Here is a 16588-nt window from a genome sequence, read left to right on the forward strand (position 1 = left end):
GTTTGGCGATGCGCAGGTTGCGGCGGTGGGGGATCAGGCGGTGGTCTTCGACAGCGAGTCCGGGCAGCTCATCCTTCCGGACGGTGAGACGGTGACGTTGCCGGATGCTGAGGGTGGGCGTTTGCAGGAGAGCGGTCAGGCGAGTGGTTTCGCGGTGGTGGCGACGCCGTCGTCGTTGATCAAGCAGCCGTTGAGCGGCGGGGATCCGGTGATCACTGCATTGGACGCCACCGGGGTTCCGGCGGCTCCGGTGCAGGTGGATGGGTGTGTCCATGCAGCTTGGGCGGGCGCCGCCGTATACCTGCGCGATTGCGCCGATGATGCCAATGATCAGCGGAAGGAAATCCCTGAGCTGGGCGCGGATTCGGAGTTGGTGTTCCGGGTTAACCGGAGTGTGGTGGTTCTCAATGACATCAATGCCGGGGATGTGTGGCTGGTGTTGCAAAACATGCAGTTGGTCGATAACTGGGGTGACATCATTCCGCCGAAGCAGGAGTCGGATGAGGAGGATGAGGAGTCAGCGAGCGAGAATCCGGTTAACACGCTGCCGGACCGGTCGGGGGAGAACCGTCCGCCGGTAGCGACCGATGATTCGTATGGTGCCCGTGCCGGGCGGACGACCATCTTGAACGTCGTCGCCAATGACACTGACCCGGACGGGGACCTGTTGACGTCTTCCCTCACGGGTGAACAGCCCGCCGCGGGCAGCGTTCAACCGATCTACAACGGTGCAGGCCTCCAAATCGTGGTTCCCGAGGACGCCCCACTTGGAATCCACACGTTCGGCTATGAAGTCTCAGACGGACGGGGCGGAAGCGATACCGCGCAGGTCGAGGTGGATATCCGGAGTCGGGATTCGAACGAGGCCCCGAATCCGTTACGGCCGACGAAGATCCTCGTGGAAGAGGGTACGTCGGTCAGTCAGAACATCCTGAGTAACTGGACCGATGCAGACGGTGATGACCTGTTCCTGGTCAGCGCGGAGCCGACGCCGGATGGGGATCAGGTGCGTTCGCGATCGGATGGGTTGCTGACGTTCCGCGACGTCGGAAAATCCCAGGGGGTCAAGGAAGTCGACATCGTGGTTTCCGATGGGCGCGAGGAAGTATCCGGCGTCGTCAGTTTCGATGTCCGGGCGTCGGGGACGCTGCCGCCGGTGGTGAACTTCGACCATTTCACCGCCGTCGTAGGGCAGGAGTCGCAGTTGACTCCGCTGCAGAACGATCAGGATCCGGCAGGCGGCCAGCTAAGTTTGGCCAAGGCGGAGCTTGCAGGCGGCGACGCCGTGGTCAGCCCCAACTACGACACCGGCACAATAGCGTTCACGCCGAGTGCAGCCGGGACGTTCTATGTTGAGTATCTGGTGACGAATGGGCCGCAGAGTGCCAGTGGTCTGATCCGGGTCGACGCCAAGGCCGAAGGTACCGAGGGTGCTCCGATTGCCGTCCGCGATGTGGCGTTGTTGCCGCGTAACGGCGACGTGCTGGTGGATGTGTTGGGTAATGACAGCGATCCAACCGGCGGGGTGCTGGTGGTGCAGTCCGTCGACGTACCGGCCGGCTCGCCGGTGGATGTTGCGGTGCTCGATCATAACGTGCTCCGTATCCACGACGTTCGGAACCTTGGTGAGCAAACCACCATCACCTACACCATCTCGAACGGCAAAGCCTCCGCCACCGGTGAAGTCAGTGTCCTGCCGGTGGAGGGCCCGGAGACGCTGTTGCCGCCGCAGGCGAACTCGGATGAGGTGACGGTGCGTGCCGGGGATGTGGTGAACATTCCGGTGCTGGACAATGACACGCATCCTAACGGTGATGAGTTGACGCTCAGCCCGGTGTTGGCTCAGGGGATTGACCTGGCAGATGGTCGGGTGTTTGCTTCGGAGAACTCGTTGCGGTTCGTGGCGGGGCCGACGGCGAAGACGGTGTATGCGATTTATGAGGTGCTCGACAGCACCGGGCAATCTGACTCCGCTGAGGTGCGGATCAATATCCGGCCGCTGGATGCGCCGAATACGCCGCCGGTTCCGAAGAACCTCGACGCCCGCGTCATCGCAGGATCGACGGTGCGCATCCCAGTGCCGTTGGACGGTATCGACGCCGACGGTGACTCATCGTTCCTGGCTGGTATCGACGCTGCGCCGGCAATGGGAGCTGCTGTGCCGGGACCGAACTACATCGATTTCACTGCGTCGGCGACCGGAGCGGGGACCGACACGTTCACGTATACGGTGCGTGACCGGTTGGGCCTGGAGAACACGGGCACGGTGCAGGTGGGCATTGCCCCGGCGGCTGAGGCAAACCAGAAACCGATCGCGGTCAACGATGGTGTGATCCTACGGCCCGGCCGCGCGATCGCCGTCGACGCCCTGCGTAATGATTCAGATCCGGACGGGGACCCGATCGGGCTCGATCCGGAGGCACTGGTGGCGACTCCGGAGGAAATGGCACCGGAGGTCGTCGAGGGCAGGGTGCTGTTCACGGCCCCGACAGTCGAAGGTGATTTCAGCGTCCGCTACGGAATTCAGGACAGCCGTGGCGGCACTGCCGCCGGCAATATCAGCGTCACGGTCGACCAGAACGCACCGCTTCTACTGCCGATCGCACGGGATGACAGGGTTGAGGTCACCGAGACCCGCGGACGAACGGCCGTTGATGTACCGGTCCTGAAGAACGATGAGGACCCTGACGGTGTGGCCGAGGACCTGGTGGTCAGTCTTGACCCGGCGGATGTCACAGCAACGGTGGGCTCGGAGAACGTCGTTCGTGTGGAACTGACCCCCGAACCGCAGTCCATCCCTTATACAGTTGAGGATATTGACGGTGGTGTTGCGACGGCGGTGATGTGGGTGCCGGGGTTGAGCGAGCAGTATCCGACGCTGATCAGCGATGCGCCGATCGACGTGCAGGCAGGGGAGGAACTTGCCCTGGATGTGCGGGAGTTGGTGGAGGTCCGCGAGGGCAGGTCTCCGCGTCTTACGGTCAGCGAGAAGGTCTCGGCGATCGGGACCAGCAACACCAACGATTGGGTGGTTGATCCTAACAACCTGCGCTACGCCGCGGACGTCGCATACGCGGGCAAGGGCTCGATCACCTTTGAGGTCACCGATGGTTCCGGACCGGATGATCCGGAAGGTCTGAGCTCGACGCTGACCATTCTCACCAACGTGATTCCGGCAGAAGAGAGCCCGAACATTCCGCCGACCCTCAACTCGGGGTCACTTGAGGTGGCCGTTGCGGAGCCGGCGGTGAGCCTGGAATTGGCCGGTCTTGCCTTCGATCCCAACCCCGAGGACACCCTCAAGTTCTCGTTGATCGGTGATCAACCCGCGGGGTTCAAGGTGTCTCTTGGTGGCTCGGTGTTGAGCGTTGCTCCTGGTGATGATTCCGAGGCTGGTCTGACCGGCGTCGTGGGCATTTCGGTCACGGATGGGGAGGATTCGGCGTCGAGCTCGGTTGCGTTGACGGTCCTGGCATCGAACCGTCCGCTTCCGGTGGCGAATGATGATGAGGTGCTGGATGCGGTGCAGGGTGAGCCCGTGTCGGTGGATGTGTTGTCCAATGATGTGAATCCGTTCCCGGAGGAGCCTTTGCGGATTGTTGATGTGGTTGCTGACGGGAACGGCAGCGTGTCGCAGCAGGGTGAGTCGGTGTTGGTGACCCCGGCTGAGTCCTTTGTTGGGACGATGACGGTGCAGTACACGGTTCAGGACAAGACAGGGGATCAGTCGCGGTTGGCTACCGGGCAGGTCGTGTTGACGGTGAAGGGTAAGCCGGGGGTGCCGTCGACTCCGGTGGTGGAGAGTACGCGGAATAAGTCGGTGGTGTTGTCATGGGATCCGCCGGCGGATAACGGGTCGCCGATTACGGGTTACACGGTGAGCAGTAACAACGGGTTCACGCAGGAGTGCCCGGCGACGACGTGCACGTTGACGGGGTTGACGAATAACGTCGAGTACGTGTTCACGGTGACCGCGGCCAATGACATCGGTATCTCGGATCCGTCGCCGGAGTCGGCGGTGGCGCGCCCGGATACGCAGCCGGCGCAGCCTGCTCCGCCGAGCCTGGTGTTTGGGGACGGCGCCCTGACGGTGGATTGGACGCCGCCGGCGAATGAGGGGTCCCCGATTGAGGGTTATGACCTGCAGATTTCCCCTGCTCCGCCGAACGGTGTGGTGCAGCGCAGTGCCGCCGGTGGGCCGTTGACGTGGGAGGGCCTGGAGAACGGGACCGCGTACAAGGTGCGGGTGCAGGCCAGGAACGCTGCCCCGGAGCCGTCGGAGTGGAGTGATTACTCGGCCGCTGAGACTCCGGCGGGGTTGCCGGGGACGCCGGCGGCGCCGACGACCACGCGTGCGCAGTCCGTGGGATCAGAAAGTCAGTTGGTGGTTGATTGGGCGGATGTGTCACCCAATGGTGCTGCGGTGTCGAGGTATCAGGTTCAGGAGTTCCAGGGTGGGAGCCCCACACGGACGTTGCCGGAGGTGCAGGCCTCGGAGCAGACGATCACGGTGCCTAATGCTGAGGCGGATTATAGTTACGCGGTCCGTGCCTATAACAAGGCCGGGTGGACCGAGTACGGTGCGCAGTCCGCGCCGCGACGGGCCGTGGGTTCCCCTGCTGCGCCCAGTAACGTGACCTTGGCGGAGACGCGGACCGGTGCTGAGGGCCGGCACGTGCAGATCAACTTCAGTGAGCTCAGCGCTGAACAGCGCAACGGTGCACGCGCGTCCGAGGTCAGTTACCAGGCGACGCTCAACGGTCGCCAGATGGCGGTTCGGCCGGGTCAGGAAATCGGGGGCTTCGCCAACGGCACACCCGTCACAGCCACCGTCACCGCGGTTGTGAACAGCGACGGAGCCAACTACTCCAGCCCACCGGCCACCTCCAACACCGTGAACCCCTATGGCAACCCCGGGACGCCAACGGCCAGCGGCCAGAACGGTGCTCAGAACGAGACCAGCGTGACCTTCACCTGGGGAGCACCGAATACGGGTGCTCACGACGTCAAACAGGTTCAGATCAGCATTGATGGCGGCGGCTGGCAAAACGTCGCCAACTCGGGTTCGAGGCAGGTCAGCGGCAATTTCGAACAGCAACACGAGATCAGGGTTCGATCGCTCAATTCGCGTGACCAGGCCGGCGGAATTGCTACCGCCCGTGCAACGGCCGGTAAGGAACAGCCCAGCCAGTTGAACACCCGACTCTCAAGTCATATGGTGCGCAGCTGCACGGATCCGGCAGACAGAGCCACCTACAATCCCAAGACCTTCACCTGTCAAGGCGTTGGGGGAAACAATCCGCCCTGGTTCTATGCGGAGCATCAGTTCACGGTCGGATGCTGGATCCACCACACAGACGGTTACGGCATCGCCGGGCAGTGGTACCGGATCGTTGCGGGCCCCCGCAACGTCGGCCGCTACATCGACGCAGGACACGTCACCGTTGGTGGGCCGGCCCAGAGCAAGCTCCCGCAGTGTTAGCCCCTGGAGGTCGCTGTAGTGATCCTCCCCATGGGTACTCGTGCCCATGGGGAGCACAGCCTCCTTACCTATAGACTTGCGACGGCGCCGCGAACGGTCCAGGCGCCCTTTCTCGGGGGATAGCAACTTCTCATGATTCGTGGTCTTGATCGGCGCAAGCGCGCGCTCGTGTCCGGCACGGCGCTTGCCGTGGCGGCCGCCGTCGTAGGCGCCGTTCTCAACCCCGGTGTAACCACCGCTGAAGTGGACCTGAACGACGGCGGTGTCTGGGTCACCAACCTGTCGCAGGGCAAGGTCGGCCACCTGAACTATCCGTCACGCACACTCGACGGCGGTTTCATTGCCGGAAGCAACGCGTTCGACGTCCTGCAGCGCGATGCCACGGTGCTCAATCACAATCAGGACCAGGGCGCCCTCAGCCAGGTCAGCATCACCGCGGTCACCACGGGAGATGAACAGGAACTGCCCGGGAACGGCCAGCCGAAGCTCGGCACCGACTACGTTGTCTCGGTGAACGCGGGGGAGGGCACCGTGCGCACCGCACCGGTCACCAGCCTTGCAACCTTCGCGAGCGAGGACGCACCGCCCCTGGTCGAGGGCGCCACAGGCGTTGCCGCAGCGATCACCCCGCTCGACGTTGTTGTCACAGCCGATCCGGCGTCGGGCGACGTCGTGACCTGGGAAGCAGACGGCACCGGCGCGTTCGCCGAGACGTCACGGGAAACCGTGGAGGGCATCAGGGACGTCGAGGAACTGCAGCTCACCACAGTGGGGGACGACGCTGTCGCACTGGATCCGTCGTCGGGCACCCTGTTCCTGCCCGGTGGGAAGCAGACCGTACTCCCCGAGCCGGATGGCGCCCGCCTGCAGCAGAGCGGGCCGGCATCGCCTTTCGTTGCGGTCGCTACTGCCGGCGCGCTGGTCAGCGTGCCGCTGGACGGATCCGAACCGTCCGCTCAGCCCATCGAGGTTTCCGCTGAACCTTCCGCTCCCGTGCAGCAGGACGGGTGCGTCCATGCCGCCTGGGCCGCGGCCGGGATTTACGTCCGCGACTGCAGTACAGATTCGAACGACGTCACCTCGGAAATCCCCTCCCTCAACACGCAGTCGGAACTGGTGTTCCGGACCAACCGCAACGTCGTCGTGCTGAACGACATCCGTGGCGGCAATATCTGGCTGGTGCAGCAGAACATGCAGCTTGTGCAGAACTGGGACGAAATCATCCCGCCGCCGGAGGAGGACGACAAGGAAGACGAGGAGTCGGCCAGCGAAAACCCGATCAACACGCTGCCGGACAGGACCAAGGAGAACCAGCCTCCGGTTGCCGAGGATGATGAGCTGGGCGCCCGGGTAGGCTCCACCACCCTTCTCCCGGTGCTGGACAACGACTCGGATCCGGACGGCGATCTCCTCACGGTGACGGTTCCGGAAGGCCTTCCCGACGTCGGCGCGGTGCAGCCGGTGTACGACGCCACCGGCCTGCAGGTTGTGCTCGAAGCGGATGTCCCCCCGGGACGGCACACCTTCGATTACGCGGTCGACGACGGCCGCGGCGGTCGGGACACGGCGTCCGTCACCTTGAACGTGCGCTCTGCCGACTCCAACGAGCCGCCGCTGCAGAAGCGCAAGACGCGCATCGTCCTGGAGCAGGGTCAGAGCGCGAACCAGCACATCCTCGCCGACTGGACGGACGCGGACGGGGACGATCTCTACCTTCAGTCCGCCACCGCCACGACGGACGGTGACAGTGCCAAACACCGGGATGACGGACTGCTCACGTTCACCGACGGCGGAGCGCAGATCGGTGAGAAGGAAGTGGCGATCACGGTTTCCGACGGTCGGGAGACCACGGAGGGCGTCGTTGTCGTCGACGTCCGCGCCCCGGGCGAGGTGCCGCCCATTGCGAACCCGGACCACCTCACCGTCAACGCGGGGGAGGAGCTCCTTGTCGCCCCTCTGGAAAATGACCTCGACCCGTCCGGGAGGGGCCTGCGGCTCACACGCATCAACGGCGGCGAAACCGCTGAGGTCACCCCCAATTACGAGGTGGGTACGTTCACGTTCCGCTCGGACAAACCGGGCCCGGTTTACCTTGACTATGTCGTGGCCAATGGTCCTGCCAGCGCTCCGGGGATCATCCGCATCGATGTCCTGCCCGAGGGCGGGGAAGCAGGTGCTCCGGTAGCCGTGCGGGACAGTGCCCTGCTGCCCACCGGAGGGCAGACGCTGGTGGATGTGCTGGCCAACGACACCGACCCGGGCGGCGGTGTACTTGTGGTGCAGTCGGTCTCCCTGCCGGCCGATTCCCCGGTGACAGTGGCCGTCCTCAGCCACAGCATCCTGCGGATCAGCGACACCCGCGGACTCAAGGAACGCATCACGTTCAGCTACAGCGTGTCCAACGGACGTGAGAGCTCCACGGGCCAGGTGTCCGTGGTTCCCATCCCTGCACCCGCCAAGCTGCAGCCGCCCCGTGCCGCTGACGACGAAATCACCGTGCGTGCCGGCGACGTCGCCACGGTGGAGGTCCTTCGCAATGACGCGCATCCCAACGGCGGTGTGCTGACGCTGGACCCGGAGCTGGTGGAGACGGTCGCGCCCGCCCAGGGGCTGCTCGCTGTTTCGGGCAACAGCCTGCGCTTCAAGGCGGGGACCACGCCGGGAACCTACCGGGCGATCTACGCTGTACGCGGCCCGGACGGGCAGGAAGACTCGGCGCAGGTGCTGTTCCGGGTAACGGCAATCGACGAGGAGAACAATTCCCGTCCCCTGCCGGAAACGGTGAAGGCACGGGCCATCGCGGGCAACACCACGCGCATACCGATTCCGCTGACCGGGATCGATCCTGACGGCGACTCCGTGTCCCTGGTCGGTATCGATCAGGCGCCGACCAAGGGGACCGTGCGCGTTGGCGCTACCTTCATCGAATACACCGCCGCGACTGACATCTCCGGTCAGGACTCCTTCAGCTACGTGGTGACGGACCGTTTCGGGGCACGCTCGACCGGCACGGTGCTGGTTGGCATTGCACTGCCAAGTACGGTCAACCAGGTCCCGGTGCCGGTTGACGATTCAGTCGACGTCCTGCCCGGCCGCAACGTGACCGTGGACGTACTGTCGAATGATTCGGACCCCGACGGCGATGCGCTGGCCCTGTTGCCCGACGGTCTCGAGGCCGCCGGTGGAATCAACGCGGAGGTCCATGACCGCAAGGTGAGCTTCACCTCGCCTGAGCAAACCGGCACAACAGCGGTCCGGTACACGGTCGACGACGGCCGCGGCGGAACCGCGATGGGCACCGTTCGCGTGCAGACCAGGCCGGACGCTCCGCGCCTGGCACCCGTGGCGCACGATGACCGTATTTCCTTCTCGGAGACTCTGGGCAAGGCTGCCGTCGACGTGCCCGTGCTTGAGAATGACACGGACCGCGACGGGTCGCCGGAGGAACTGCAAATTTCCTTCCCCGAGCCCTCCGAAACGGCCTCCGTGCGGCCAGGAGAGGGCGACACGAGCATCGTCAATGTCCAGCTCCTGCCGGAGGCCCAGACCATCCCGTACACCGTCACCGACATCGACGGCCTCAGTGCGACGGCATTCATCCATGTTCCCGGTTCGGCGAACCAGCCGCCTGCCCTGTTGAACACGGGAACCCAGGAAGTGATGAGCGGCGAAGAGCTTGTCCTCGACCTCACCGAACTGGTGGTGGTCAGGGAAGGCCGCAGCGTGCAGCTCACCGATGACGCGAAGGTCACGGCTGTGGCGTCCAACAACGAGCCGCTGGTTCGCGACGCAACCACACTGGCCTTTACCTCGGCCGAGGACTATTCCGGAGCAGCGTCTGTCAGCTTCGAGGTCACCGACGGGACATCGGTTGATGATCCCGAAGGCCTGAAGTCAATGTTGACCGTCAGCATCATGGTGTTGCCTGACCCGAACCGGAACCACCCGCCCGAGGCACGTTCGGGCCAACTGCAGGTTGCCCAGCAGGAGAGCGGCACCATCGACCTGGCCAAGCTCGTCCAGGACATCGATGAGGCAGACACCCTCACCTTCGCACTTCTGGGCGATGCACCGGAGGGTCTGACGGCGGACCTTGACGGATCCGTCCTGTCCGTCGCCGCCGGTAACGCTGCGAAGAACCAGGCCCATACGATTCGATTCTCCGCGACGGACGGCCGCAGCGATCCCGTCGAAGCGGCAGTCAACATCACAGTTGTCAGTTCCACCCGTCCATTGGCCGTGGCGAACGACGATGTGGAACAGGACGCCGTGCAGGGCGAAACTGTTCTCGTCGACGTACTCGCCAATGACACGAATCCCTTCCCCGACACACCCCTGAAGCTGATCTCCGTCAGTACGGAAACCGGTCTCGGTTCGGCCAGTGCGCAAGGCGACTCCGTCGCAGTGACTCCGGCTGACGACTTCGTGGGCACCATGGTTGTGCAGTACCGCATCGGTGACCGTACGTCGGACCCCGAGCGCGAAGTGGACGGGCGGATCCGACTCACCGTCAAGGGTGCCCCTGACGCGCCTTCCACCCCGTCCGTCGGCGAAGTCAGCAGTCAAACCGTGGTGCTCTCCTGGGATCCGCCGGCCGACAACGGTTCCCGGATTACGGGCTACAGGGTCAGCGGCAGCGGTGGTATCAGCCAGGATTGCCCGGCCACTACCTGCAGCATTACCGGGTTGACCAACAACACGGAATACACCTTCACCGTCGTTGCAGTGAACGACGTCGGTGAGTCGCCGGCGTCGGGCGCGTCCGCCTCCGCACGGCCTGATGAGAAACCGTCCACCCCGGCCCCGCCGAGGCTTGTTTTCGGCGACCGCTCACTCTCCCTGGCGTGGGACGTCCCCGCGACGGAGGGCTCACCGGTGGAGAACTACGACCTCGAGATCTCGCCGGCTCCGCCGACCGGGGAGTTCCAGAAAACCGGAATCGCCGGCACTGCCGTCGAATGGGAGGGCCTCGAGAACGGCATCCCCTACAAGGTCAGGGTGCGGGCATTCAACAAGGCTCCGGATCCCTCGGATTGGAGCAGCTACTCCGCGTCCGAAATTCCAGCTGGCGTGCCGGCAATTCCTGCAGCACCGACTGCGCAGGTCTCCTCCCAGGGCGGGTCGACGAACTCCGTCCTGTCGGTGTCCTGGGCGCAGCCCTCCACGGCCGACAAGAACGGCGCGGAAATTGAGTCCTACACGCTGACCACCTTCCAGAACGGCAGCGCGTTGCGGTCTGCGGAACTGTCCGGATCCGTCTTCAACACCACGGTGACGGTGCCGAACTCCCAGAGTCCCTACACCTTCACCCTCACAGCCACCAACAAGGCGGGCACGTCCGCCGCAAGCGCGCCCTCCGAGCCCCGCCAGGCAGTGGGAGCGCCCGGAGCTGTGCCGAACGTGCAGGCAACTCCCGCCGATCGCAGCCTCACGGTGAAGCACGGGCAACCTGAGACCAACGGCGCAACGGCTCAGCAGACCCGGTACGAATACCAGTTGAATAACGGTGCCTTCGCGGCGCTCCCGGCGAACGGCGTCATTGGCGGTCTCAGCAACGGAACCGAGTACACCGTGGGCGTGCGAGCGGTGAACACCGCCAACGGCAGCTCCTTCCCGGGACCGGCGACCCAGTCGAACCCCGTGGTTCCGTTCGGCCAACCGAACACGCCGTCAATCAGCTCATCGCCGTCGGGGGAGCAGGTTGTCTTCTCGATCGGCGCCACCCCGTCCAACGGTCGTCCGGTCCAATCGGTGACCTGGGAGGCAGGCGGAGCGAGCGGGTCTGTTCCGGCCGGTGGCGGGCAGGCGACATCGGGTCGCGTCGGCTACGACCGGGACGTCACCATCACGGTGACGGTGACTGATTCCGAGGGGCAGCGCGCCACCAAGACGGCGACCGGCCGGACCTCCCCGGCGCCGAAGAAGTATGCAACGGTGAACGACACCGACGCCACGGGCACCTGCGAGTACCCTGTCTCGAGCAATGACAAGCCGGCCAACAGGGCCAACTGCTCCGATGCCGGTGGAACCTGGCGGGGCATCGGCTACCGGTTCGAGATCGAGTGCATAACTCCCAATGGGGGTGTCTACCCGATCTATGACATGCCGTCCCCGGGTCGGTTCGTCCAGGTAGGCAGTTCGAGCGAGTGGGTCAAGGCTGCGGCTGGAGGCTGGTTCAAGGCAGTCAGCGTGGCGGCTGAGCCAGGGGCCCGAACATGTTGACGCGCCGGGCGGGCTGTGGGAACAGACGACTCAAGAGCACTCAGGAATCACGCACGAGAAAAAGGAAGACATCATCATGACAATGACCGCTGAACAGGCCGCGTGGTTCGCCGGGACGTTCGACAAGCTTGTCGGGAATGTTGGGCAGGCTGTGCTCGGCAAGTCCCAGGTGGTCCGGCTTGTCCTGACCGCAATGCTCGCCGAGGGTCACGTGCTGCTTGAGGATGCTCCGGGCACCGGCAAGACCATGCTCGCGCGCTCCCTCGCCGCCACTGTGCAGGGCACCCACTCGCGTATCCAGTTCACGCCGGATCTGCTGCCCTCCGACGTCACGGGCATCACCATCTATGACCAGAAGACCCAGGAGTTCGAGTTCCACAAGGGACCGATCTTCGCCAACATCGTCCTTGCGGACGAAATCAACCGCGCTTCGCCGAAGACCCAGTCGGCGCTGCTGGAAGTCATGGAAGAGTCACGGGTGACCGTGGACGGTGTCAGCTACACCAATGAACGGCCGTTCATGGTCATCGCGACGCAGAACCCGATCGAGCAGGCCGGCACCTACCGCCTGCCTGAAGCTCAGCTCGACCGCTTCCTCATCAAAACAATGATCGGCTACCCGGACCACGCCTCGACCGTCCAGCTGCTTAGCGGATCCTCGACCCGCGACCGTTCGCTTGCCCTGACCCCCATCATCACCACCCAGGCCATCAAGGACATGGCAGACCTCGCCACGGAAACCCACGTGGATAACGCCGTGCTCGAATACATCTCGCGGTTGACCGAGGAAACACGTTCCGCACCCGAGACCCGTCTCGGAGTGAGCGTTCGTGGTGCGCTGGCGATGGTTCGCACGGCGAAGGTCTGGGCAGCAGGGCAGGGCAGGCACTACGTCCTCCCCGATGACGTCAAGGAACTGGCACCCTACGTGTGGACGCACCGGTTCGTCATGGACCCGGAAGCAGAGTTCGCCGGTGCAACACCCGAAGCCGTTCTGCGCCGTGTCCTGGCGGACGTTTCAGCTCCGCAGCAACGCGCGACCGCCTGAGACTCCTGACCATCCATGGCAACGAGTACCGAAACCGCAGAAAAGGGCGCCGCACGCCGGCGGGTGTCTGATCCGACATCCCGGCGGGCCTCCAGTCCGCGCCGATCAGGCGGCGGACGCCAAAAGCGCACGTCACCGCCGTCGTCCCGCCTCCATCCCCGGTCGCTGATCCGCGAGGTCTGGCAGCTCGCCCAGGCAGCGGGTACACCCGTGGCGCAGCGCGCCGCCGCTCTCGTGGAGCGGTACTGCGCCCCGGTGGTGGGAATCGTCAGCCCGCTCGGCTGGATCATCGGAGGAACGGTTGCTGCGCTCTGGGTACTCGGGGCCGTCTTCGGCTGGCGGGAAGCCCTGATCGCTGCCTTGATGGGAACCTTCCTGTTCATCCTGGCGATCGGTTTCATCCTTGGCCGGTCCTCGTACGCTGTCGAGCTGGACCTGACCCGCACGCGTGTGGCGGTGGGGGACCGCGCCGTCGGAAGCGTTGCTGTCTCCAACACGTCCTCCAAGGCACTGCTCCCGGCTTCCCTGGAACTACCCGTCGGCGCAGCGACGGCGATCTTCCACCTGCCGCGCCTGAAGCCGAATCAACTGCACGAGGATCTTTTCACCATTCCCACGCAGCGTCGCGCAGTCATCGTGGTTGGGCCGGTTCGTTCGGTGCGTGCCGATCCGTTGAGCCTGCTCCGCCGCCAGGTGTTCTGGACCGAGCCGACCGACCTCTACGTCCACCCGCGCACGGTGGCCCTGGTCGGGTCGGCCGCCGGGTTCATCAAGGACCTCGAGGGACTGCCCACCAAGGACCTCTCCAGCGCCGACGTATCCTTCCACGCCCTGCGCGACTACGTGCCGGGCGACGACCGTCGTCACATCCACTGGAAGACGACGGCGCGGACCGGTCAGCTGATGGTCCGGCAGTTCGAAGAGACCCGCCGCTCCCACCTTGCAGTTGCGCTGTCTACCAACACGCAGGAGTACGACTCCGACGCCGAATTCGAGCTCGGCGTCTCGGTAGCCGGGTCCATCGGCCTGCAGGCGATCCGGGAGCAGCGGAACCTCAGCGTCCTCACCCAGGACGGGCCGCTGCGCTCCGAAACCGGTCGTAACCTGCTGGACGACATGACTCGTATCGAGGGCCGCAGCCGCAGGCTCACCGCCGTGGATCTGGCGAGGACGACGGCGGATACTGTCCCCAACGCTTCAGTGGTCTTCTTCGTGGTGGGGCCGCACGTGACACCGTCCCAGCTCCGCTCGGCAGCCGCTTCCATTCCGCCCGGAATCCGGTGCATCGCCATCCGCTGCGTGACTGACCAGCAGCAGGCCAGGGCAACCATCGGCGACCTCACCGTCCTGACCCTGAACGACCTGTCCGACCTCGGACTCATCCTTCGAAAGGCTGCAGCATGAGCCGCCGCGCCGGTCGCACAGCCCGTCCGCTTCCAGGACGGCTGCAGACCATCATCGACGTCGGTGTGCTCACCGCCCTCCTCGGACTGGGCGTACTCGGTTTCGGCCCCACCTTCGGCGGCGACGTTCGCTACCTGGCAGCAGGGTTCGGCGGCCTGGCCGCCGGCCTCATCACAGCCTGGCTGAGTGCGCGCTTCCGCTGGGGTTTCTGGGCGACTGCCGGCGTTCTGTTGGGCGCCTACCTGCTGCTGGGCCACGCGCTGGCAGCGCCGGTCGAGTCCTTTCTCGGATTCCTGCCTTCACTTGAGTCCCTGCGCGTCCTGATTGTCGGCGTCGTCTTCTCCTGGAAGGACCTCCTGACCGTCGCCGACCCGGTGGGCATCAGCCGGGGCATGCTGGTGGTGCCCTTCCTGTCGGTGCTGCTGCTGTCGGCGGTTGCCGGTCTGCTGGCCTGGCGCATCCGTACTCCCTACTGGGTGCTCTTGCCGGTCCTTGGCCTGTTCATCGTCAGCATCGCTTTCGGAACCAACAGGGCGTCCCTTCCGGAACTGCGCGGGATCCTGCTGCTCGTCGCTGCGACTGCCTGGCTCGCGTACCGCCGGGACATTGCACGAACCGATGAGACCGGTGCGCTCTCCGCCAACGCACCGGCGGTGCCCGAGGCTGCCGCCGGTGTCAGGGGAGCCATCCGTTCCAACACGGCACGCCGGCTCGGATTCGGAGGTGCGGTGCTGGCGGCCGGCACGGTCCTGACCCTCCTGGTCAGCCCGGTGCTGGCCAGTACGGACCGGGACGTACTGCGCGACGTCGTCGAGCCGCCCGTGGACCTGTTCGACTACCCGAGCCCGTTGTCCAGCTTCCGAAAGTACGTCAAGGACCAGGCGGACGAGACGCTGCTGACGGTCGACGGATTGCCCGAAGGGCAACGGATCCGGCTCGCCGCCATGGACGCGTACGACGGCGTGGTCTACAACGTGAATCCGCAGGCTGCCGGAAACTTCGCCCGGGTCGGGGACGCCCAGCAGCTCGGCAGCGCCGAGGTAGCCGAGGGCGAGGGGACAGTCGCCACGCTCGACATCACCATCGAGGGCTACAACGGCGTATGGCTGCCCTCCGGCGGTGAGCTGCTTGGCGTGGATCTCGAAGGTCCCCGATCCCAGGACCTCAACCGCTCGCTGTACTACAACAACGATGCCCTGACGGCGCTGTCGACCAGCGGGGTGCAGGCAGGCGACAGCTACAGCGTCAACGTGGTCTTCCCGGAGATCCCGAGCGATGAAGTGCTGACGCAGTACGACTTCGCCGACCTCAGCCTCCCGCGGGTCCAGAATGACCCTCCGGTCATTGCATCCAAGGCCAGCGAGTACGTCGGGGACGTGTCGAATCCCATTGAACGGGTCCGTCGGCTCGAGCAGGTCCTGAATTCGCAGGGCTTCTTCAGCAACGGCAAGGACGGCGAAGCCCCGTCCCTGCCCGGCCACGGCGCTGCCCGGATGCTGAGCCTGCTGGATGCCGAGCAGATGGTCGGAGATGACGAGCAGTACGCCGTCTCCATGGCCCTCATGGCGCGCAAGCTCAACATCCCGGCCCGCGTCGTCATGGGCTTCTACCCGGATTGGGATGAGATCGAGGACCCGTCCGCTCCGATCGCGCTGACCGGCAGTGACGTCCACGCCTGGGTGGAAATCGCTTTCGATAACGCCGGATGGGTGCCGTTCAACCCCACCCCGCCGGAAGACAATGAACCGGTGCCGCCGCAGCAGCAGCCGAAATCCTCACCGAAGCCTCAGGTCCTGCAGCCGCCGCCACCACCGCAGGAACCGGCCGAACTGCCGCCGGACTCCGCTCCTGAACCGCAGGATGCGGAGGATCGGACCAAGGACTTCTGGGATGACTGGGGTCCGCTGATCCGTGCCATCGCGCTTGCCCTGATTCCGCTGGCAGTCCTGCTGCTGCCGCTGCTGCTCATCGCCCTGTTGAAGGTACGACGCCGGAAGCGGCGTGCCAACGTCGGTGCGCCTTCCCAGCGGGTCGGCGGAGGCTGGAGCGAGGTTCTCAGTCTCGCAACGGACCTCGGCGCGGACACCAACTCGAACGCCACCCGCCGCGAGAGCGCGCGGGAGCTGGGCGATGCTTTTCCTGTCAGCGCCGTCTCCACAACGCTCCTTGCGGAGCGGGCGGATGCCAGCATCTTCTCGTACGGCGAGCCGACCGAACGGGAGGTCGAGGAGTACTGGAAGGACGTCGAGTCATCCCTGGAAGACATGCGGGGCTCGGTAGGCTGGTTTCGTAGACAGCGTGCGCGGTACTCGCCGCGCTCACTCGTGCGTGAGGCGCGCTCACGGGTGGGTCAGCGCAGCGCCGGCCGCACCACCCAGGGAGGTCCGATCCCGGGTACCGGTCGACGCGCCGGGCGAAAGAAGGACTCATGA

The 16588-nt window shown here is 65.1% G+C and carries 5 protein-coding genes; all 5 read left to right on the forward strand.

Annotation, left to right across the window (positions count from 1 at the left end; translation table 11 throughout):
• Window positions 1–25: 25 nt before the first annotated feature.
• The 5 genes from AC5RU3_RS14690 to AC5RU3_RS14710 all read left to right on the forward strand — a co-directional run bounded on the left by AC5RU3_RS14690 (window position 26) and on the right by AC5RU3_RS14710 (window position 16588).
• On the forward strand, window positions 26–5482 hold the full coding sequence (locus AC5RU3_RS14690) for an Ig-like domain-containing protein (protein WP_493966044.1): 5457 nt from the start codon (window positions 26–28) through the stop codon (window positions 5480–5482).
• Between the two features lie 132 nt (window positions 5483–5614).
• Window positions 5615–11704 (forward strand): Ig-like domain-containing protein, encoded by a 6090-nt coding sequence (locus tag AC5RU3_RS14695; RefSeq protein ID WP_493966045.1) that lies wholly within the window; start codon window positions 5615–5617, stop codon window positions 11702–11704.
• A gap of 76 nt (window positions 11705–11780) precedes the next feature.
• Window positions 11781–12752: an AAA family ATPase gene (locus AC5RU3_RS14700; protein ID WP_309072255.1), complete on the forward strand. Its 972-nt coding sequence runs from the start codon at window positions 11781–11783 to the stop codon at window positions 12750–12752.
• Window positions 12753–12767: 15 nt separating this feature from the next.
• Complete coding sequence (locus tag AC5RU3_RS14705) at window positions 12768–14156, forward strand: DUF58 domain-containing protein (RefSeq protein WP_493966046.1); 1389 nt, start codon at window positions 12768–12770, stop codon at window positions 14154–14156.
• Window positions 14153–16588: a transglutaminase TgpA family protein gene (locus AC5RU3_RS14710; protein WP_493966047.1), complete on the forward strand. Its 2436-nt coding sequence runs from the start codon at window positions 14153–14155 to the stop codon at window positions 16586–16588. The genes AC5RU3_RS14705 and AC5RU3_RS14710 overlap by 4 nt, the downstream gene beginning before the upstream one ends.

It is taken from the genome of Arthrobacter sp. MDB1-55, from assembly GCF_059092925.1.